Genomic DNA, 21,473 nt, shown 5'->3' with positions numbered 1-21,473 from the left:
GTCTTATTTAAGGCTCTGTACCCGTTAACTGTTGATGCAGACCGCTGTCACAAAAGCGCGGCTTCTCCTGCAACACGTAACTGGGACATAGCCTTTTATTTAAGGCTACCGGAAAGAAACTGCTGCAGGCGTTCGGACTGCGGATTGACCAAGACCTCTTTCGGGCACCCACGCTCTTCGACCACGCCCTTGTGGAGGAACACCAACTGGTTGGAGACCTCACGGGCGAAACCCATCTCGTGAGTGACGACGACCATGGTACGGCCTTCCAGGGCCAGATCCTGCATAACCTTGAGCACTTCGCCGACCAGTTCCGGGTCGAGCGCCGAGGTAGGTTCGTCGAACAGCATCACCTCCGGCTCCATCGCCAGCGCGCGGGCAATCGCCACGCGCTGCTGCTCGCCGCCACTCATGTGCGCCGGATAGGCATCCTTGCGGTGCGCCACGCCGACCTTGTTCAGGTAATGCTCGGCTTTTTCACGGGCTTCGGCCTTGGCCATACCGAGCACATGCACCGGCGCCTCCATGACGTTTTCCAGCGCGCTCATGTGCGACCACAGGTTGAAATGCTGGAACACCATGGCCAGGCGCGAGCGCATGCGCTGCAACTGCTTGGGGTCGGCGGCCTTGAGCGCGCCCTCCTTGTTCGGCACCAGCTTCAGCTCTTCGTTGTTGAGCAGAATCCGGCCGCCGTGCGGCTGTTCCAGCAGGTTGATGCAACGCAGGAAGGTACTTTTGCCCGAGCCGCTGGAGCCGATGATGCTGATCACGTCGCCGGCCTTGGCGGCGAGCGACACGCCCTTGAGCACTTCGTGACTGCCGTAGCGCTTGTGCAGATCCTGAACTTCAAGTTTGTACATGATTTCCACTCTCTTGAATCAGTCGCTGAGCAAGCGACCCTGGCGAATAGGGGTACGACCGGCCACCTTGGCCAGCCACAGACCGGGCTGGGCAAAACGCATCCGTTCACGCACGTAGAGCACACCGTCGGTCGAAGCGCAGACAGTGCTGTGGCGATCGTCCAGCGGATCGATCACCTCAAACAGCGGATCGCCGGCCTTGACGCGAGCGCCCACCGGTTGCAGAAAACTCACCACCCCGGCATGCGGCGCGTAAGCATATTCGGCACCTTCGAACGGCGTCGCCTCGCAACAGGCCTGTGGGGCTGGCGGCCAATCACCGGCGATCAGGCCCTGCTCGGCGAGAAACGCCAGGATGCCTTCGGCGCGGGCTTCCGCCTGCGGCTTGTCGGTATCGGCCATGCCGCCCAACTCGACCGTAGTCGCCAGGCAGGCCAGCGGAATGTTCGCCTCGGGGAAGCAACGCGCCAGGCGCAACCAGGGCAACGAACAGGACTCGTCGAAGGAGCTGCCGCCCGACTCTTCGGCCGTCAACACCGCCCCCGCAGCAAGCCGCGCGGCCAGCGGGCGCAGCTGCGGCCAGTGCTGCGGCAACGCATACAAATGCACCACCGCTTCGAAATCGCAGTGCAGGTCGAGCACCACGTCGGCATCGCAGGCGTGCTTGAGCAGCAGCTGTTGCAGCCCTTGCAGTTCGGACGTGGCCGGCGGCAAAGACTCCAGCGCCGCCTGCATGGCCGCGCGGATCAAGCGCACATTGACCGGGCCATCGTCGCCCAGACAGCCATTCAGCGCAGGCGCGATGGCCTCGGCCAGGTCGAAAAAATCACGGTTGAAGTTGTTGCCGCTGGCAAACTCGAAACGCCCTTGATGGGTCGCCTGGAACACCTGCGCCAGGCCGATCGGATTGGCCACCGGCACCAGTTCGATCATCCCGCTCAGACGACCCTGGGCCTCCAGCTCGCGCAGGCGGCGCTTGAGTTCCACGGCCACGCGCATACCCGGTAGCTCGTCGGCGTGTAGCGAAGCCTGGATATAGGCCTTGCATGGCCCGCTGCCAAAGCGGAACACGCTCAGGCGCCGTTCGGTGCCGGGGCTGCTCCAGGGCAGGATGTGCTCGATGCGTTGCATGCTCGCCTCCTCAGGCCTTGCGCGGCGCCAGGTAGGCCAGCCAACGGCGCTCGGCCAGTTTGAACAGGCGCACCAGGATGAAGGTCAGGCACAGATAGAGCACACCCGCGGTGATAAACGCCTCGAACGGCAGGTAGTGCTGCGAGCTGACGGTGCGCGCCGCGCCGGTGATGTCGATCAGGGTGACAATCGACGCCAGGCTGGTGGTGTGCAGCATCATGATCACCTCGTTGCTGTACTGCGGCAACGCCCGGCGCATGGCCGACGGCAGCAGGATGCGGCGATACAGCTTGGCGCGCGACATGCCCATGGCCTTGGCCGCTTCGATCTCGCCATGCGGCGTGGACTTCAGGCTACCGGCGAGGATTTCCGCACTGTAGGCACTGGTGTTGATGGCAAACGCCAGGCAGGCACAGAAGGTCGCGTCGGACAGGTACGGCCACAGCACGCTGGCACGTACGGCCTCGAACTGGGCCAGGCCGTAATAGATCAGAAACAGCTGCACCAGCATCGGCGTGCCGCGGATCACGTAGGTGTAGAGCCAGGCCGGGAAGTTCACCAGCGGCGATTTGGACACCCGCATCAGCCCCAGCGGAATCGCCAGGGCCAGGCCGAATGCCAGGGAAATCAGCAGAATCTTCAGGGTCAACAACACGCCGTTCAAGTACAGCGGCAGGTTTGCCCAGATCACGGTGTAGTCAAAAATCATGGCGGCATTCCCCTGCTTATAGATCGGCGGCTTTGGTGCCGACCGAGTAGCGTTTTTCCAGGTAACGCAGAGCCAGCAGGGACACGCTGGTCAACACCAGATAGAGCGCTGCGACCGCCAAATAAAAGGTGAACGGTTCACGGGTGGCATCGGCCGCACTTTTCGCCTTGAACATCATGTCTTGCAGGCCGACCACGGAAATCAACGCGGTCGCCTTGGTCAGCACCAACCAGTTGTTGGTGAAACCGGGAATGGCGAAACGAATCATCTGCGGCACGAGGATGCGGAAGAACACCTTGATACCGCTCATGCCATAGGCAGCACCCGCCTCGGCCTGGCCTTTGGGGATCGCCATAAAGGCACCGCGAAAGGTTTCCGACAGGTAAGCGCCGAAGATGAAACCCATGGTGAAGACCCCGGCGACAAACGGATTGATGTCGATGTACTCGTCATACCCGAGCATCGGCGCCACACGGTTCACCATGTCCTGACCGCCATAGAAAATCAGCAAAATCAGCACCAAATCGGGAATACCGCGAATCACCGTGGCGTAGGTTTCGCCGAGAATCGCCAGCCACTTGATCGGCGACAAACGAAATGCCGCGCCGAGCAGGCCCAGGACAATCGCCACCGCCATCGAGGTAAGCGCGAGAATCAGGGTGAGCCAGGCACCTTCGAGGATGGTCGAGCCGTAGCCGTTCAACATGCTCTGGTTACCTCATACGAGCGCCAGCAGGCGCCGGGAGTACAACGAAAAAGTGGCGCAAAAACCTGCATCAGCCAGTTTGCGCCACTCTCAGTGAAAAGCGACCGCGTTACTCGATCAGTCGCCGTAGACGTCGAAGGCGAAGTACTTGTCCTGCACTTCCTGGTACTTGCCGTTGGCACGGATACCGGCGATGGCCGCGGTGATCTTGTCGGCCAGGGCGGTGTCGCCTTTGCGCACAGCGATCCCGGCGCCTTCACCGAAGTACTTCTTCTCGTTGAAATCCGGGCCGACCAGAGCGAAGCCTTTGCCGGCGTCGGTCTTGAGGAAGCCATCGTCGATGTTCACCGAGTCGGCGATGGTGGCATCCAGACGACCGGAAGCCAGGTCGAGGAAGATTTCGTTCTGCGAGCTGTAACGCACCACTTCAACGCCAGCCGGGGCGAACACGTCGGTGGCGTAACGGTCGTAGATCGACGCGCGCTGCACGCCGACTTTCTTGCCCTTGAGGTCGACCAGCGGGTCGTTGACCACGCTGCCAGCCTTCATCGCCAGCTTGGCCGGGGTGTGGTAGTACTTCTTCGAGAAGTCCACGGACTTCAGGCGGTCTTCGGTGATGGTCATCGACGACAGCACGGCGTCGAACTTGCGCACTTTCAGGGCTGGGATCAGGCCGTCGAACTCTTGCTCAATCCACTGACACTTGACCTTCATCTCTTCGCACAAGGCGTTGCCGATGTCGTAATCGAAGCCAGTGATGTTGCCTTCCGGGGTTTTGTAGGCGAACGGCGGGTACGCCGCTTCGATACCGATACGCAGAGGCTTGACCTCTTCAGCCATGGCCAACGGCGACAGCACGGATAGCGCCAGTGCGCCGAGAAGTGCAATCTTCTTCATCTTGTGACTCCTTCGAATGGGAATGGCTTTAGATTGGCAGTGAGAGCGTGTGGGCGAATGCATCCAGCCATGCATGAATTGTAGAGAACGTCGCCGTCTTTTCCGCGTAACACGCAGACCACAAGCGGCTCCGGCTGGGTGAGCGGCATTCTAGCGACAGCTCGGAAGTCGATATTTCTTCAATGCGACAAGTAATTACAAAAGCCCAGGACGGGCACGGCGGGCGTATTGACAGCCTCCGGCAAACATGCAGAGACAGGACAAATAAATAACCAGTTATTAAAGCAATTACTGCGCCTGATCTTGCAAGACCCTTACTTTATAGGCCTTGGCGGGTTGTTGCTTGTGTTCCCAAGCGGCGCGAACGCGCCAAACGGGTGCAAAACGTTTCCGCACACCCCAAACGAACGCACGACGTTACCGGCGGGTGACAGCGCAGCCCAACAGCCTGCGGCAGGGCCGAAAAGCACAACGCCCCGCCTTAGCTTGTGGCCGGGGCGGGGCGTTGCTTGCCGAGCGCGGTTAAGCGGCCTGCATGCTGCGGTGAGTGTCGATAAGGTGCTGCACCACGCCAGGATCGGCCAGCGTGGAGATGTCGCCGAGTGCATCGTATTCGGCGGTAGCGATCTTGCGCAGGATGCGGCGCATGATCTTGCCCGAGCGGGTTTTCGGCAGGCCAGGGGCCCACTGAATCACGTCCGGCGAGGCAATCGGGCCGATTTCCTTGCGCACCCAGTTTTTCAACTCCAGGCGCAATTGCTCGGAAGGCTCTTCGCCGCCATTCAGGGTGACGTAGACATAAATGCCCTGCCCCTTGAGGTCATGCGGTACGCCAACCACCGCCGCTTCGGCGACTTTCGGGTGGGCGACCATGGCGCTTTCGATCTCGGCGGTACCCATACGGTGCCCGGAGACGTTGAGCACGTCATCGACGCGGCCGGTGATCCAGTAGTAGCCATCTTCGTCGCGGCGCGCGCCGTCGCCGGTGAAGTACATGCCACGGAAGGTCTTGAAGTAGGTGTCGACGAAACGGTCGTGGTCGCCGTACAGGGTGCGCGCCTGGCCCGGCCAGGAATCGATGATCACCAGATTGCCTTCGGCGGCGCCCTCGATCAGGTTGCCGAGGTTATCCACCAGCGCCGGTTGCACGCCGAAGAACGGACGGGTTGCCGAACCCGGCTTGAGCGCGGTAGCGCCCGGCAGCGGACTGATCAGGATGCCGCCGGTTTCGGTCTGCCACCAGGTGTCGACAATCGGGCAACGCTCCTGGCCGACCGTCTTGTGGTACCAGTTCCAGGCTTCCGGGTTGATCGGCTCGCCGACCGAACCGAGCAGGCGCAGGCTCTTGCCATCAGCGCCCTGCACGGCTGCGTCGCCCTGGGCCATCATGGCGCGGATCGCGGTCGGTGCGGTGTAGAGGATATTGACCTTGTGCTTGTCGATGATCTTCGACACGCGGGTGATGTCCGGGTAGTTCGGCACGCCTTCGAACAGCAAGGTGGTCGCGCCATTGGCCAGCGGGCCGTAGACGATATAGCTGTGGCCGGTGACCCAGCCGACGTCGGCGGTGCACCAGTAGATATCGCCCGGTTTGTAGTCGAACACCCGCTCGTGGGTCAGCGCGGCGTACAGCAGGTAACCGCCGGTGGTGTGCTGCACGCCCTTGGGCTTGCCGGTGGAGCCGGAGGTATAGAGGATAAACAGCGCTTCTTCGGCGCCCATTTCCTTCGGCGCGCAGACGCTTCCGGCGACCGCCATCAGGTCTTCGTACCAGATGTCGCGATGCTGGTTCCACTTGATCGCCGAACCGGTGCGCTTGCACACGATGACTTTCTGGATGCTGCTGGTTTCTGGGTTGGTCAGGGCATCGTCGACGTTGGCTTTCAGCGGGGTTTTCTTGCCGCCGCGCAGGCCTTCGTCGGCGGTGATCACCACCTTGGATTGGCAGTCGATGATGCGCCCAGCCAGGGCCTCCGGCGAGAAGCCGCCGAACACCACCGAATGCACCGCACCGATACGGGTGCAGGCGAGCATCGCCACCACCGCCTCGGGAATCATCGGCATGTAAATAGTCACCACGTCGCCACGGTGCACGTCCTGGCCGCGCAGGGCGTTGGCGAACTTGCACACTTGCTCGTGCAGTTCGCGGTAAGTGATGAGCTTATGTTCGGAGGGGTCGTCGCCTTCCCAGATGATCGCCACCTGGTCGCCGCGTTCTGCCAGGTGACGGTCCAGGCAGTTGTAGGAGACGTTCAGGGTGCCATCGGCAAACCACTTGATGTCGACGTGGTGGTCGTCGAAAGAGGTCTGCTTGACCTTGCTGAACGGTTTGATCCAATCGAGGCGCTGGGCCTGCTCGCGCCAGAAACCGTCGGGGTTGATCACCGACTGCTGGTACATGGCTTTGTAGGTAGCCTCATCGGTCAACGATTGAGCCGCCACCTCGGGGCGCACGGGATACAGGGACGCAGCACTCATTAGAAATACCTCAGCGGGTAGTTGTTGTTCTATGGTGCATTTTGTAGCCAGAGGGCCCTCCTTGAGCCATTCGACCATCGTATTACCGCTCTACGACGATAGTCTTGCGCAGGCTGCACGCTGCCCCGCTATGTGGCGCATGGGCTAGGCAAGCGTGGCTGGCCTGGCGTTGCGCGGTTGCCGCCGATGCCCTGGCGCAGCCCCAAGTCGGTCGGCGTTGAACGCAGCGAAGCCCAACAGCAGGATCGTTGGGCTTCGTCGCGCTGCGACTCAGGCTACGGCTTATCGCCCTTGCAACACGCAATCGGCACATAGCCTTTGCGCAGGGAGGGCCTGGTTGCGCCCGCCCCTACGCAAGCCTATCCGCTGACTCAGCGTTGGTTGGACGCCTCGGCCGCCCGGATCAGGTCGGCGCCGATCTCGCCTTCGAACTTCTGCCACACCGGCTTCATCGCTTCACGCCATTGCCCGCGCTGCTCAGGGGTCAACTCGATGATTTCGGTGGTGCCGGCAGCCGCGATGGCCTGCTTGGCGCTCTGGTTGAGCTCATCGGCCTGCTTGTTCACCTCGACGGTGACCTCGGCCATGATCGTCTCCAGCTCGCTGCGCACGTCCGCTGGCAGGCCTTTCCAGAATTGGGTGTTGGTGATCACCATGTAATCGATCAAGCCATGGTCGGACTCGGTCATGTACTTCTGTACTTCATGCACCTTCTGGCTCTGGTAGTTCGACCAGGTGTTCTCGGTGCCGTTGACCACGCCGGTCTGCAGGCCCTGGTAGACCTCGGCAAAGCTCATCTTGCGCGGGTTGGCGCGCACCGCCTTGAACTGCTCTTCGAGCACCGCGGAGGCCTGCACGCGGAACTTCAAACCACGCGCATCGCTCGGTTCGCGCAGCGGTTTGTTGGCCGACATCTGCTTGGTGCCGTTGTGCCAATAGGCCAGGCCGGTGATGTTCTTGTCCTCCATGGAGGTCAACAGCGCCTTGCCCTGCGGGCTGCTCTGAAAGCGGTCGGCGGCAGCCAGGTCGTCGAACAGGAACGGCAGGTCGAAGATCTGCATCGGCTTGGCGTACTGCTCGAACTTGGCCAGCGACGGCGCCAGCAGCTGTACGTCGCCGAGCAGCAGCGCTTCCATTTCCTTGCCGTCGCCGAACAGCGAGGAGTTCGGATAGACCTCGACCTTGACCTTGCCCGGCAGGCGCTCTTCGGCGAGCTTCTTGAAAATCAACGCGCCCTGCCCCTTGGGCGTGTTGTCGGCGACCACATGGGCAAATTTGATGATGATCGGCGCCTCGGCCTGGGCCAAGCCGGCGAGAGACAGCGATATGGCGCAGACGAGCGCCTTGGCGGTGAACTTCAGCATGGTGTTACCTCATTGTTATTGTGTGTTTGCTGCGGGTTTTCGACGCTAAGGCGGACAGACCGCCAGGGGAATTCACTATTACCCAAGGGCGCCTTCGGCAATGCCGAACGCCTGGGTCTTCAGGCCTTGGTTCCGGCCCTTTCGAGCAGGCGGCGGGCGCGACCGAGGACGGGCGCATCGACCATTTGCCCATCGACCACGAACACGCCGTCGCCGTTGGCGCCGGCGGCCAGCACTCGCCGCGCCCAGGCCAGTTCCTCGGCAGCCGGCATCAAGGCGTGGTGCACGATGGCGACTTGGCTGGGGTGGATGCACAGCAACCCGCCAAAGCCCATGTCACTGGCGTCCTGCGCGGTGCGCGCCAGGCCGGCGTGGTCGGCAATCGCCGGAAACACGCTGTCCAGTGCCGGCGCCAACGCGGCGGTGCGTGTGTGCAGCAGAATCGAATAACGCGCCTGGTCGAGAATCCGCTCGGCCGCCGCGCTGCCGCTGGCCAAACCTAAATCCAGGCCCAGGTCGAGACCGCCGAACGACAGGCGCTCGACCCCAGCCGCGCGGGCAATCGCCGGCAGCGCCAGCAAGCCCTGGGCGCTTTCGATGATCGGCCAGACGGGCTTGCCGCACAGCGCCACCTGGGCGACCTGCTCGGCACTTTCCACCTTGGGCAACAGCACGCCGATGACGCCGGCGTGGCGCTGGCACAGGGCGATATCCGCAGCCTGGCCGGTATGCCCGGGCGCGTTGATACGCACCAGCAGGCGCGCCTGTGGGTTGTCCGCGAGAAACCCATCGAGGTTGGCCCGCGCTTCGGCTTTCAGGCTTTCCTGCACGGCATCCTCAAGGTCGACGATGACCACATCGGTGCCGCTGGCCAGGGCTTTGGGAATCCGCTCCGGGCGCGTGGCCGGAACGAACAGGGCGCTGCGGATAATCACTGTGTTCATGAGCTGTCCTCGTTGCCGCGGAGTTGCTTTCTGTAGCGAGTAGGATGGGTTGAGCGAAGCGATACCCATCGGTTTCGGTGGCGACCGCAGGCTCACGACGGCGTTACACCGTGCCCTGCTCGCGCAGGCGCTGGATATCGGCGGGCGCGTAACCCAGCTCGGCGAGCACGTTGTCGCTGTGCTGACCGAGGGCCGGCACCGCCTCCATGCGTGGCTCGAACGCGCTATTGCACCCCGGCGGCAGCAACGCCGGCAGCGGCCCGCTCGGGCTGTCGACCTCGACCCAGCGCGCGCGCGCCTTGAGCTGCGGGTGCGCCCAAACGCCGGCCATGTCGTTGACGTGGGCATTGGCGATCTGTGCGCTGTCGAGGCGCTCGATCACCTGCTCGGCGCTGAGCTGGGCAAAGGTCTCGACGATCAGTGCGCGCAACGCCTCGCGATTGGCCGAGCGCTTGGAATTCGCCGAGAACCGCTCGTCGCTGGCCAAGTCCGCTTGCACCAGGACTTTGTCGCAGAACAGCGGCCACTCGCGTTCGTTCTGCAAACCGAGCATCACCGTGCCGCCGTCGCCAGTGGGGAACGGGCCGTAGGGGTAAATGGTGGCGTGGGCGGCGCCGGCGCGCGGCGGCGGCGTGGCGCCCTGGTAGGCGTAATACAGCGGGTAGCCCATCCACTCGACCAGGCTTTCCAGCATCGACACATCGACGCGGCTGCCCTCGCCGGTCTTGTCGCGCAGCATCAACGCCGACATCACGCCGGTGTAGGCATACATGCCCGAGGCGATATCGGCGATCGAGCAGCCGGCCTTGGCCATCTCGTCCTCACCCGCCCCGCCGGTGACCGAGAGAAAGCCCCCTTCGCTCTGGATCAGCAGGTCGTAGGCCTTCTTCTGCTCATAGGGGCCGCCTTCGCCGTAGCCGGAAATGTCGCAGACGATCAAGCGCGGAAAGCGTGCGTGCAACGCCTCGAACGACAAGCCCATGCGCGCCGCCGCACCGGGGGCAAGGTTCTGCACCAGCACGTCGGCACCTGCCAGCAGGCTGTCCATCACCTGCAAGGCCGCGTCCTGCTTGAGGTCGAGGGTCAGGCTTTCCTTGGAGCGGTTGGTCCAGACGAAGTGCGAGGCCAGGCCGCTGACCCGCTCATCGTAGCCACGGGCGAAATCACCGCTGCCAGGACGCTCGACCTTGATCACCCGGGCGCCGAGGTCGGCCAATTGGCGGGTGCAGAATGGCGCGGCGATGGCGTGTTCGAGGCTGACCACGGTGATGCCATCGAGGGGGCGTGGGCGTTGTGTTGTGGTGTTCATCGTTATCTGTCCTCTAGTCCGGATGCAATCCAGGCTACGTTTCGCGGGCATGGCCCGCTCCTACAGTCGAACCGCGGTTGTTCGTAGGAGCGGGCCATGCCCGCGATCCACGTTCTCGCCGGTTTGTCAGATCAGTCGCGACACATCGGCCGCTTCGCGCAGACGCCAGACACGCTCGATCAGCACGCCCGCCTCATCGGCAGTGGCGGCGCCGGAGAAGGCCAGCAAGCGGCGGAATTTGTCTTCCAGCTCATCGCGCGACAGGCTGTTGCCCGGATCGCCCTTGGGCTCGTCAATCGCGCCCGTCAGGTGCCGGCCATCGACCGTGCGCACCTCGACGCGGCCGAGCCAGCGCTGCGGATAGGCACCATCCACTTCGGCATCCAGCTGCATGCTGACCTTGTCGCGAAAGGCGGCGATACGCGGATCGCTCAGCGCGAACGCATGGAATTCGTTCAACCCGGCCTTGCCGTAAACAGCGATCAGGCCGAGCACCGTGCCCATGGAAAACTTCGCCTGGTGCACGCTCTGCGGCACCGTCACCCGACCGAGCACATCGATGGCGCCCTGGTGCACGCGGGTGGTGACGTGGGCGATCTGCTCGGCGCTCAAAGCTTCGCGCTGCATCAGCGTCAGCAGCGCATCGGCAGCCGGGTGGGTATGCCGGCAGGAGGCATGAAACTTGAAGGAGGTTTCGCTCAGCGCCCAGCGGCTGCCGAGACGGTCGACCAGGTATTTCGGGTCGGCGTCGCTGGACATGCCGGCGGCCATGCCCTGCTCGCCTTCGAGGATGTTCTGCGCACCGGTCAGGCCGTCATCGGTCAGGTAGGCGGCAAGCAAACCATCGGCGGCGGCCTTGGCGGTGTGCAGTTGCTTGGAGTCGGCGGCATCGCGGAGGAACTCCCACAGCCCGGCGGCCTGGGTGCCGGCAGTGCCGAGCAGGTTGATGAACTGCGCCTGGTTGAAGTCCAACAGCTTGCCCACCGCCACCGCGGCAGCCAGGGTGCCGACGGTCGCCGTGGTGTGGAAGATACGGTAGTGCGAGCGACCGAGGAATTCGCCGATGCGGATGCCCGCCTCGTAACCGGCGACCGCGGCGAGGATCAGCTCGCGCCCGGATTTACCGAGGTCCTGCGCTGCGGCCAGCGCCGCCGGGAAGACCACCGTGGCCGGGTGCAGCACCGAGCTGTTGTGCAGGTCATCCTGCTCGACCAAGTGCGAGCTGGCGGCATTCACCAGCGCGGCGAAGTACGCCGAGCTGCGCTCGCCGCTGACCAGCACCTGGCAACGTCCTGCGGACGGCCCCATGCGCCGGGCATAGCGTTCGAATAGCGGAATCGGGTGCTGACCCTTGCTGGCCAGGGCCGAACCGAGCCAGTCGAGGAACAGGTCTTCGCTGCGCTCGACCACCGCCTTGGGCAAATCGTCGTAACGCAGCGCGGCGAGAAATTCGGCGAGGGCGTGGGTGTTATTGCTCATGGCCGGCTCCCAGGAGTCTGTTTATGAGCTCGCGAGCTAAGGTCAGGCAAGGCGGAGTCGGGTGAAGAAGCGGAGTTTACGTGTTGTAAATGAGCATTCTGAGCCCGATTACAACGCAGCATGGCCGACGCGCAGCAGATCATAAGTAGGCTCCTTAGAAACTGCGCGGCAGCTCGAGCAGGTGCTCGGCCACATACGACAGGATCAAGTTGGTGGAGATCGGCGCCACCTGGTACAGGCGGGTCTCGCGGAACTTGCGCTCGACGTCGTATTCACAGGCGAAGCCGAAGCCACCGTGGGTTTGCAGACAGGCGTTGGCCGCCTCCCAGGAGGCCTTGGCCGCCAGGTATTTGGCCATGTTGGCACTGGCCCCGGCGTTGATGCCGCTGTCGTATTCCTCACAGGCGCGCCAGCGCATCAGGTCGGCGGCCTCGATCTCGATATGCGCCTCGGCGATGGGAAACTGCACGCCCTGGTTCTGCCCGATGGCCCGGCCGAACACCACGCGGTCGCGGGCATAGGCGCTGGCCTTCTCGATAAACCAGCGGCCGTCGCCGATGCACTCGGCGGCGATCAGCGTGCGCTCGGCATTCAGGCCGTCGAGGATGTAGCGGAAGCCCTTGCCCTCCTCGCCGATCAGGCTGCTGGCCGGCAGCTCCAGGTTGTCGAAGAACAGCTCGTTGGTCTCGTGGTTGACCATGTTGGCGATCGGCTGCACGGTCAGGCCGTTGCCGATGGCCTCGCGCAGGTCGACCAGGAAGATCGACATGCCTTCGGATTTTTTCTTCACCTCGGCCAGCGGCGTGGTGCGCGCCAGCAGAATCATCAGGTCGGAGTGCTGGATGCGCGAGATCCACACCTTCTGCCCGTTGATCACGTACTTGTCGCCCTGCTTCACCGCCGTGGTCTTGATCTTGGTGGTGTCGGTGCCGGTGGTCGGCTCGGTCACGCCCATCGACTGCAAGCGCAACTCGCCGGCGGCGAGCTTTGGCAGGTAGTAGCGCTTCTGCTCTTCGGAGCCGTGACGCAGCAAGGTGAACATGTTGTACATCTGTCCGTGCACGGTGCCGGAGTTGCCGCCACAGCGGTTGACTTCCTCAAGAATCACCGAGGCCTCGGCCAGACCCAGGCCCGAGCCACCGTACTCTTCCGGGATCATCGCCGAGAGCCAACCGGCTTCGGTCATGGCGCTGACGAATGCCTCGGGAAAGCCTTTCTCTTCATCGATCTTGCGCCAGTAGGCAGCATCGAACTCGGCACAGAGGGCGCGCACGCCTTCGCGGATGGCATTCAGTTCTTCGTTGTTGTTCGGGTTCATCTCGGTTCCTCGATTTGTCTCGTTGTCGCGGCAGACGTAGGGTGGATGTCGCTTTTCACATCCACCGAAACACCGCCTGGTGGATCGATGAAGCGCGATCCACCCTACGATCCGCTGCTCAGTCGAATTGCACTTCAGCGCGCTGCGCCAGGCCGGCTTCGTTGCCCGCCCACAGCTGCGCACTGCCGGCCGCGCCAATGCGCCCGCCGATCTCGAACGGCTGCGGCGCCACCAGCGGGCGCAAGCCGCGATAGGCGAAGCGGCGCAGGCGCGCCTCGGGGTTGGCGCGGCAGAAAGCGCGCAGGCTCAGGGTGGCGATCAGCGGGCCGTGCACCACCAGGCCGGCATAGCCCTCGGTCTCGGTGACGTAGGGCCAGTCGTAGTGAATACGGTGGCCGTTGAAGGTCACGGCGGAGTAGCGGAACAGCAGCGTGGCACTCGGCGTCACCGCCTCGCGCCAGTCGCCGGCGATCAGCGGTTCGCCGCTGCTGGCCTTGGGTGGGCTGGGCTCGCGGTAGACGATGTCCTGCTCCTCGCGGAGCGCCAGTACGCCGTCTTGCAGGTAATCGTGGCGCACGGTGACGAACAGCAGCGCGCCGGTACGGCCGTGCTTTTCCTCGATATGAGTGATGGTCGAAACCCGGCTGGCTTCGCCGCCGACGCGCAGCGCCTGGAAGAACTCAACGCGCCCGCCGGCCCACATGCGGTTACGGTTGTCCGCTGGCGGCAGGAAACCACCGCGCGCCGGGTGGCCGTCCTCGCCCAGGCCGCTTTCGGCCAACGGCTCCTGAAAGAACGCCCAGTGCCACAGCGGCGGCAGGACCTCGCCATGCGCCGGCGTGGCCTCGCCGAGGGTGGCGGCGATGCGCTTGACCAGGTTACGACTGAGTTGGTCGTGGGCCTCTTCGGTGCGGCCGATCCAGGCGGAAAAAGCAGAGTCACTCATGGGCAATGTTCCAGCGTTGTTCTTGTGTGCTGAGAGCATGCGACGTGGCTGGCGTTCTGAGAATTTGCATTTACGTAACCCAGCGTTCGATTATGCTGAACGCCGAATAACAGCTTACCCCGCTGTGGAAGGGGCTTTAGCCGCGAGCTTTTAGACCGCCATGAAAAGCTCGCGGCTAAAACGGAACGCTCCTACACAGCTTGGCTGCCATACCCAGAGGAACGCCATGCACTTCGATCTGCCCGACCTGCGCCTGTTCATCCACATCGCCGAGTCGCCGAGCCTGACTCAGGGCGCGCGGCGGGCGTTTCTCTCGCCGGCGGCGGCCAGTGCGCGGATCAAGGCCCTGGAAGCGCAGCTCGGTTCGCGCCTGCTGTACCGCGACAGCCGTGGCGTCGAGCTGACCCCGGCAGGCCAGCGTCTGCTGCAACATGCGCGGCTGATCATGCGCCAGGTCGATTACCTGAAAAGCGAGTTCACCGAGTACGGTGCCGACGCCGCCGGGCATATCCGCATCTTCGCCAACACCACGGCGGTCACCGAGTTCCTCCCCGAGGTGCTGGCCGGCTTTCTCGCCGCGCGCCCTGGCGTCAGCGTGGATTTGCAGGAGCGCCTGAGCCGCGACATCGTGCGCGGCGTGCTGGATGGCGCCGCCGACCTCGGCATCATCGCCGGCCCGGTGCAGGTGCGCGGCTTGCAGGTGCTGCACTTCAGCACCGACCGCCTGGTGCTGGCCGTGCCGCTCGGGCATCCGCTGGCCGAGCGGCGTAGCGTCAGCCTGGGCGACACCTTGCAGTACCAGCACATCGGCCTGCACGAGGGCAGCACCTTGCTGAGCTTCCTGCGCGAACAGGTGGAAAAGCTCGGCGAGAGCCTGTCGCTGCGCATCCAGGTGTCGAGCTTCGAGGCCATCTGCCGGATGATCGAGGCCGGCGTCGGCATCGGCGTGATTCCCGAGTCCGCCGCACAGCGGCACAGCCGCACCATGCAACTGGCGACCATCGCCCTCGACGAGGCCTGGGCGGTGCGCGAACGCAGCATCCTGGTACGCGACCTGGAGGCGCTGCCCGGCAGCGTGCGGGCGCTGATCGCCACCCTGCGTCCCGACCTCGCCGGGCAACACGCAGACGAAAAAAAGGCGACCTAAACAGGTCGCCTACCCACACATTCCGCGGGCGGAATGGAGAAACGCTTGCATCCAAACCACGCAGGATTGGAACACTTGCAGTCTCGCCCACCCGCCCACGCATCAGCTATTGCACCAAGGTCGTAGTTAACCTGACGACGATAGCGGCCATTCGAACTTGAGTTCACCCACTCGCCGCAATCCGCCCTTAGTCCTTGCCCAAGCCATGCTGGCGCAGCTTATTGGCGATGGTGGTGTGCGATACGCCCAGGCGTTTGCCCAACAGGCGGCTGCTCGGGTGATCGTGGTAGAGCCGCTCCAGCACGGCCTTTTCGAAGCGGCCGAGAATATCGTCCAAACCGCCCTCCACCGAGAACTCGCCCAGCGGTTGCGGCGCGCCGTAGTCCGGCAGGCGGATGTGTTCAGCCTTGACCGTACCGCCGTCGCATAGCGACACCGCCTGGAACAGCACGTTTTCCAGTTGGCGCACATTGCCCGGCCAGTGGTAATGACCGAGCTTGTCGAGCACCGTCGGCGCCAGCTTGGGCAGCGCGCAGCCGATCTGCCGGCTGGCCGAGTCGAGGAAATGCTCGACCAGCGGCGTCAGGCCGTCCAGGCATTCGCGCAGCGGCGGGATATGCAGGCTGAGTACGTTGAGGCGGTGATAGAGATCCTGGCGGAACTCGCCCTTGGCGCACAGCTCGGACAAATCGACCTGGGTGGCGCAGATCACCCGCACGTCTAGATAGACCTCCTCGTCGCTGCCGACCCGGCGGAAGCAACCGTCCTGTAAAAAACGCAGCAGCTTGGCCTGCAAGCGCGGGCTCATCTCGCCGACGCCATCGAGAAACAGCGTGCCGCCAGCAGTCAGCTCCAGCAGGCCGAGCTTGCCTTCCGGGCGCGCGCCCTCGAAGGCACCAGGGCCGTAACCGAACAACTCGGTCTCAGCCATCGATTCCGGCAGACCGGCGCAGTTCAGCGCCATAAACGGCGACTGCCCGCGCGGGCTGGCCAGGTGGCAGGCGCGCGCCAGCAGCTCCTTGCCGGTGCCGGTCTCGCCCTCGATCAGCAATGGCGCATCCAGCGGCGCCATGCGCCGCGCCTCGCGCACCACCGCGGCCATCACCTTGGAGCTCTGGAAGATGCTGTCGAAGCCGCGCAGCTCCTGCTTGCGCACGTTATAGATGCGCTCGCCGACGCGGTCGGCGCGGTGCAACGTGAGCACCGCGCCGGCCAGGGCGTCGCTTTCGTCATGTTCGGTTTGCAAGGGCGCGATGTCGGCGAGAAACACATCGCCCTTCACTTTCACGCGCAGGCCGTTGATCCGCGACTTGTTGGCGCGCACCAGCTCCGGCAGGTCGAAATCCTCGGTGTAGCGCGACAACGGGATGCCCGGCACCTCGTCCACGCGCACCCCGAGCAACTGCGCGGCGGCGCGGTTGGCGGCGACGATCGAGCCGCCCATGTCGATCGACAGCACCGGGAATTCCAGGGCACCGAGCAGCGCATTCAACTCCAGATGACGCCGTTCGCTGGGCATCAGGCCCACACGCTTGACGCCGAACACACCAGGAATTGCTTCGAACTTCGGCCGTAGCGACTGAAATTGCAGGTTGATCAGGTTCGGGCAGTGCAGGTAGATGGCGTTGCCCTGCTCGCCGCCGACTTCGCCACGGGCGACGTTGATGCCGTACTCGACCAGCAGGTTGAGGATGTCACGCAGGATGCCAATCCGGTTCTGGCAGTGGACTTTGATACGCATGGCGGGGCTCTGGTCAGGCTTTTTATGGGCCGCGTAGGCGAACAATCGCGTGCAGCAGCGGATTTTTCGTCAAGAATATGTGACAGATTAGCCCAGCAGCAAGACGACAGCTGGCCTCACCCGCAGCAACGTAATCATTTCTTTACGAAAAGCCCGCCGTTGTTCGGCTGAAATACTGTCGACCCTGGCTGCATAAGCGCAGCGCCTGCGATATCCATAGTCCAACACAACAACAAAAGCCCCCGCAGGAGGCAACGATGAAGAGTACGCAGTACGTGGCTCGGCAACCGGACGACAACGGTTTTATCCACTACAGCGAGGCCGAGCATCAGGTGTGGAACACCCTGATCACCCGGCAGTTGCAGGTGATCGAGGGGCGGGCCTGCCAGGAATACCTGGACGGCATTGAGCAACTCGGTCTGCCCCTTGAGCGTATTCCGCAGCTGGCCGAGGTGAACACGGTGCTGCACGCCGCCACCGGCTGGCGCGTCGCCCGCGTACCGGCGCTGATCCCCTTCCAGACTTTTTTCGAGCTGCTGGCCAGCCAGCAATTCCCCGTCGCGACCTTTATCCGCAGCCCGCAGGAACTCGACTACCTGCAAGAGCCGGACATCTTCCACGAGATCTTTGGCCACTGCCCGCTGCTGACCAATCCCTGGTTCGCCGAATTCACCCATACCTACGGCAAGCTCGGCCTCCTGGCGAGCAAGGAAGAGCGCGTCTATCTCGCGCGCCTGTACTGGATGACCATCGAGTTCGGCCTGGTCGATACCCCGGCCGGCCGGCGGATCTATGGAGGCGGCATCCTCTCCTCGCCGAAGGAAACCGTCTATTGCCTGTCCAATCAGCCAGAACATCAAGCGTTCGCGCCCATGGAAGCGATGCGCACGCCTTACCGCATCGACATCTTGCAGCCGCTGTACTTCGTTCTGCCGGAACTCAAGCGCCTGTTCGACCTGGCCCACGAAGACATCATGGGCATGGTCCGCCACGCCATGCGCCTGGGCCTGCACGCGCCGAAGTTTCCGCCGAAAGCCGCCTGACCGCTGTAGCTTGGGTTGAGCCTGTAGGGCGGACATGCCGCAGGCTTGTGCGCCGTGGCGTATACCGATGGTGGACAAGCTGCGCATGTCCACCCGACGAAACTGCTTATGTAGGATGGGTTGAGCATCGCGATACCCATCATTTCCCGGCTTGATGGGTATCGCCGCGCTCAACCCACGCGGCCCGACCCATCCGGCCCCTCACCACCGAACACTGGAGAATCCTAATGTCCCTTGCCCAAGCCCACTGCGAAGCCTGCCGCGCCGATGCGCCGAAAGTCTCTGACGAGGAGCTGGCCGAACTGCTTCGCGAAATTCCCGACTGGAACATCGAAGTGCGTGACGACCATATGGAGCTGGAGCGGGTGTTCCTGTTCAAGAACTTCCGCCACGCCCTGGCCTTCACCAACGCGGTCGGCGCCATCGCCGAAGAAGTGGGCCACCACCCGGCCCTGCTCACCGAATGGGGCAAGGTCACCGTTACCTGGTGGAGCCACGAGATGCGCGGCCTGCACCGCAACGATTTCATCATGGCCGCGCGTACGGACCTGTTGGCAGCCAGCGCCGAGGGCCGCAAGTGAGTCATTTCCACAGCATCAATCGAGTGCCTGGCGACCCGATTCTCGGCCTGATGGACGCCTTTCGCGCCGACCGCAACCCGGCCAAGCTCGACCTCGGCGTGGGCGTGTACAAGGACGCTCAGGGCCTGACGCCGATTCCGCGCGCAGTGAAGCTCGCCGAACAGCGGCTGGTGGAAAGCGAAACGACCAAGAGCTATATCGGCGGCCATGGCGACCCACTGTTTGGCAGCCTGCTTAGCCAGCTGATACTGGGCGCAGATAGCCCGCTGCTGGCTGAACGCGCAGGCGCCACCCAGACACCTGGCGGCACCGGCGCGCTGCGCCTTTGTGCGGACTTTATCGCTCACTGTCTGCCGGGCCGTGGCATCTGGCTGAGCGACCCGACCTGGCCGATCCACGAGAGCATCTTTGCTGCCGCAGGCCTACGCGTCGGCCATTACCCCTATGTCGGCACGGACAACCAGTTGCAGGTCGAGGCGATGATCGCCGCGTTGAGCCACGTGCCCAAAGGCGATGTGGTGCTGCTGCATGCCTGTTGCCACAACCCGACCGGCTTCGACCTCTCGCAAGCCGATTGGCGCCGCGTGCTGGAAGTGGTCAAGGCACGCGAGCTGCTGCCGCTGATCGACTTCGCCTACCAGGGTTTCGGCGATGGCCTGGGGCCCGACGCCTGGGCCGTGCGTCTGTTTGCCGCCGAGCTGCCGGAACTCTTGATCACCAGCTCCTGCTCGAAGAACTTCGGCCTCTACCGCGAGCGCACCGGCGCCTTACTGGTTTGCGCCGAGACAGCGGACAAGCTGCTGGATGTCCGCAGCCAACTGGCCTTTATCGCCCGCAACCTCTGGTCGACCCCGCCTGCGCACGGCGCGGCAGTGGCCGCCAGCATTCTGGCTGACAGTGAACTGCACAACCTCTGGGTCAACGAGCTGGAAACCATGCGCCAGCGCGTCGCCAGCCTGCGCGCGGGCCTGGTCGAAGCCTTGCAGCCTTACGGACTGAATGAGCGCTTTGCGCATATCGCGGTGCAGCGCGGCATGTTCTCCTACACCGGCCTGAGCCCAACCCAGGTGCAGCGCCTGCGTGATGAATTCAGCGTCTATATGGTCGGCAGCGGCCGAGCGAATATGGCCGGGCTCGACGCCGAACGTCTGGATCAGCTGGCCAGCGCGATTGCCCGGGTCTGTGGCTGAGAGAACCGCAAAAAGCAGCGCGGCTAAAGCCCCTCCCACAAGTAGTCGCGAATCCTGCGGGAGGGGCTTTAGTCGCGACAGGGGCTGCTCCAAAGCAAGGACCAAGGTGGTGCACCCCGAATCGCCGTGCCCCAAAGAGGAAGCCAGCGGGTGAGCAAAAATATTCAAAAGACCGTTTATCTATAAAAATAAACCTTTAAAAACAATAATTTAATTAGTTACCTGGCTAAGCACTGGCACCCTTCATGCTTGCACTCAGCGGCATAGTTCCCTAGGGTAGTTCGCCATGTGGTCCCTGATTGCCCCTATCAGCTCATTGCTCGGTGGGGTTGCGTTACTCCTCCTCGGCAATGGCCTGCTCAACACCCTACTGACCCTGCGTGGCGTCGCCGAAGGCTACTCCACCTCGATGCTCGGACTGATTATGTCCGGGTACTTTGTCGGTTTTCTCCTCGGCACTTGGCTGGCGATTCCGCTGGTACGTCGCGTTGGGCATATCCGTGCGTTCGCGTTTTGTGCCGCGCTGGCCGCCATCACCGCCCTGCTGCATGTGCTGATCGTCGACCCCTGGGTCTGGCTGGGCCTGCGCGTGCTCTACGGCCTGGCGCTGGTCAGCCTGTACATGGTGATCGAGAGCTGGCTCAACGCGCAGGTGCCCAACGACAAACGCGGCCAGGTGTTCGCCGTGTACATGGCGGTCAACCTCGGGGCGCTGGCTGCGGCGCAGCAGCTGCTCAACCTCGCCGACCCCAGCGAATTCATCCTCTTCGTGCTCGCGGCCATGCTGATCAGCGCGGCGCTGATGCCGATCACCCTGACCCGACAACTCCAGCCCAGCGTGCCGGAGACCCTGCACACCAACCTGCGCCAACTGCTCGGCATCGCCCCACTGGCGATTGCCGCCGCCGGTTTGTCCGGCCTGGCGCTCGGCGCGTTCTGGGGCATGGCGCCGGTCTATGCCAGCCTGCACGGCTTCGATGCCACCGGCGTGGGCCTGCTGATGAGCAGCACGATTCTCGGCGGCGCCCTGCTGCAATGGCCGATCGGCCTCTACTCGGACAAACATGACCGCCGCCAGGTGCTGTTCTGGGTGGTCGCGCTGGCGGTGCTGGTGGCCGTGCTGATGAGCCTGCTGCCAGCCGGCCGCCTGTTGCTCGGGCTGATGTTTATCTGGGGCGGGCTGGCGTTTGCCATCTACCCGATTGCCGTGGCGCAGTTGATCGACCAATTGCACAGCGATGAGATTCTGGCCGGCTCCAGCAGCCTGCTGATGGTCAATGGCATCGGCTCGGTGTGCGGCCCACTGCTGGCCGGGTTGCTGATGCAGCACCTCGGCGCGCAGGCGCTGCCACTGTACTTCGCCGCGACCCTCGGCCTGCTCGCCGCCTACACGTTGTACCGCCTGCGCCATGTCAGCGATCTGGTCAGCGAGCCGCACGGGCACTTCATGCCGATGCTGCGCACCAGCCACACGGTGCTGGAGCTGATGCCCGATGCGCCGCCCAGCGACGACCCGCACGAGGAACCCAAGCCCCCTTCACCGTAGACGCCGGCTGCCCGGCGCCTGCACCACAAAAGAGGCGACCGCCGCGAGGCGAGTACGCCCGACACTTAGCACGTCGGCCCATGT

At 63.7% G+C, this 21,473-nt stretch carries 18 protein-coding genes; 5 read left to right on the top strand and 13 right to left on the bottom strand.

Going from position 1 to position 21,473, the window contains the following annotated elements; translation table 11 throughout:
- Window positions 1-95 precede the first annotated feature (95 nt).
- The 12 genes from B3M58_RS00510 to B3M58_RS00455 form a co-directional block, all read right to left on the bottom strand.
- Window positions 96-860: an ABC transporter ATP-binding protein gene (locus B3M58_RS00510; protein ID WP_296216577.1), complete on the bottom strand. Its 765-nt coding sequence runs from the start codon at window positions 858-860 to the stop codon at window positions 96-98.
- 18 nt (window positions 861-878) lie between these two features.
- Window positions 879-1,991, bottom strand: coding sequence for a succinylglutamate desuccinylase/aspartoacylase family protein (locus tag B3M58_RS00505; protein WP_296216576.1), 1,113 nt, complete (start codon window positions 1,989-1,991; stop codon window positions 879-881).
- A 10-nt stretch (window positions 1,992-2,001) separates the two neighbouring features.
- Entirely contained in the window at window positions 2,002-2,700 is a 699-nt protein-coding gene (locus B3M58_RS00500) for an ABC transporter permease (RefSeq protein WP_296216574.1), read from the bottom strand.
- A 16-nt stretch (window positions 2,701-2,716) separates the two neighbouring features.
- Complete coding sequence (locus tag B3M58_RS00495) at window positions 2,717-3,406, bottom strand: ABC transporter permease (protein ID WP_296216572.1); 690 nt, start codon at window positions 3,404-3,406, stop codon at window positions 2,717-2,719.
- 117 nt (window positions 3,407-3,523) lie between these two features.
- Window positions 3,524-4,303, bottom strand: coding sequence for an ABC transporter substrate-binding protein (locus tag B3M58_RS00490; protein WP_296216571.1), 780 nt, complete (start codon window positions 4,301-4,303; stop codon window positions 3,524-3,526).
- Window positions 4,304-4,825: 522 nt separating this feature from the next.
- Window positions 4,826-6,781 carry an acetate--CoA ligase gene (gene acs / locus B3M58_RS00485; protein WP_296216570.1) on the bottom strand — a complete coding sequence of 652 codons (1,956 nt, stop codon included), beginning with the start codon at window positions 6,779-6,781 and terminating at the stop codon, window positions 4,826-4,828.
- A 371-nt stretch (window positions 6,782-7,152) separates the two neighbouring features.
- Window positions 7,153-8,145, bottom strand: coding sequence for a C4-dicarboxylate TRAP substrate-binding protein DctP (dctP, locus tag B3M58_RS00480; protein ID WP_296216568.1), 993 nt, complete (start codon window positions 8,143-8,145; stop codon window positions 7,153-7,155).
- A 119-nt stretch (window positions 8,146-8,264) separates the two neighbouring features.
- Window positions 8,265-9,089 carry an HpcH/HpaI aldolase/citrate lyase family protein gene (locus B3M58_RS00475; protein WP_296216566.1) on the bottom strand — a complete coding sequence of 275 codons (825 nt, stop codon included), beginning with the start codon at window positions 9,087-9,089 and terminating at the stop codon, window positions 8,265-8,267.
- Between the two features lie 103 nt (window positions 9,090-9,192).
- Window positions 9,193-10,398, bottom strand: a complete 1,206-nt coding sequence (locus tag B3M58_RS00470; RefSeq protein WP_296216564.1) for a CaiB/BaiF CoA transferase family protein — start codon at window positions 10,396-10,398, stop codon at window positions 9,193-9,195.
- Window positions 10,399-10,524: 126 nt separating this feature from the next.
- Window positions 10,525-11,877: an MmgE/PrpD family protein gene (locus tag B3M58_RS00465; protein WP_296216563.1), complete on the bottom strand. Its 1,353-nt coding sequence runs from the start codon at window positions 11,875-11,877 to the stop codon at window positions 10,525-10,527.
- A 154-nt stretch (window positions 11,878-12,031) separates the two neighbouring features.
- A complete protein-coding gene (locus B3M58_RS00460) occupies window positions 12,032-13,195 on the bottom strand; it encodes an acyl-CoA dehydrogenase family protein (protein WP_296216562.1) in 1,164 nt (387 codons plus the stop codon).
- A gap of 118 nt (window positions 13,196-13,313) precedes the next feature.
- Window positions 13,314-14,141: an FAS1-like dehydratase domain-containing protein gene (locus tag B3M58_RS00455; RefSeq protein WP_296216561.1), complete on the bottom strand. Its 828-nt coding sequence runs from the start codon at window positions 14,139-14,141 to the stop codon at window positions 13,314-13,316.
- Window positions 14,142-14,367: 226 nt separating this feature from the next.
- On the opposite strand from B3M58_RS00455, the gene B3M58_RS00450 reads away from it, so the two are divergent.
- Window positions 14,368-15,288, top strand: a complete 921-nt coding sequence (locus tag B3M58_RS00450) for a LysR family transcriptional regulator (RefSeq protein WP_296216560.1) — start codon at window positions 14,368-14,370, stop codon at window positions 15,286-15,288.
- 187 nt (window positions 15,289-15,475) lie between these two features.
- Here B3M58_RS00450 and B3M58_RS00445 read toward each other — a convergent pair whose 3' ends face one another.
- Window positions 15,476-17,029, bottom strand: a complete 1,554-nt coding sequence (locus tag B3M58_RS00445; RefSeq protein ID WP_296216558.1) for a sigma-54-dependent transcriptional regulator — start codon at window positions 17,027-17,029, stop codon at window positions 15,476-15,478.
- A gap of 257 nt (window positions 17,030-17,286) precedes the next feature.
- On the opposite strand from B3M58_RS00445, the gene phhA reads away from it, so the two are divergent.
- The 4 genes from phhA (at window position 17,287) to B3M58_RS00425 (ending at window position 21,389) form a co-directional block, all read left to right on the top strand.
- A complete protein-coding gene (gene phhA / locus B3M58_RS00440) occupies window positions 17,287-18,072 on the top strand; it encodes a phenylalanine 4-monooxygenase (protein WP_296216556.1) in 786 nt (261 codons plus the stop codon).
- A gap of 227 nt (window positions 18,073-18,299) precedes the next feature.
- Window positions 18,300-18,653 carry a 4a-hydroxytetrahydrobiopterin dehydratase gene (locus tag B3M58_RS00435; RefSeq protein WP_296216554.1) on the top strand — a complete coding sequence of 118 codons (354 nt, stop codon included), beginning with the start codon at window positions 18,300-18,302 and terminating at the stop codon, window positions 18,651-18,653.
- On the top strand, window positions 18,650-19,843 hold the full coding sequence (locus B3M58_RS00430) for an amino acid aminotransferase (protein WP_296216552.1): 1,194 nt from the start codon (window positions 18,650-18,652) through the stop codon (window positions 19,841-19,843). Before B3M58_RS00435 ends, B3M58_RS00430 begins: the two co-directional genes overlap by 4 nt.
- Window positions 19,844-20,129: 286 nt before the next feature.
- Entirely contained in the window at window positions 20,130-21,389 is a 1,260-nt protein-coding gene (locus tag B3M58_RS00425; RefSeq protein ID WP_296216550.1) for an MFS transporter, read from the top strand.
- Window positions 21,390-21,473: the final 84 nt, after the last annotated feature.

The sequence above is a fragment of the Pseudomonas sp. UBA2684 genome (assembly GCA_002354655.1).
In the GTDB taxonomy this organism is placed as follows: domain Bacteria; phylum Pseudomonadota; class Gammaproteobacteria; order Pseudomonadales; family Pseudomonadaceae; genus Aquipseudomonas.
The sequence above is the reverse complement of the archived record's forward strand: the minus strand, read 5'-3'. Positions and strand labels throughout refer to the sequence as shown.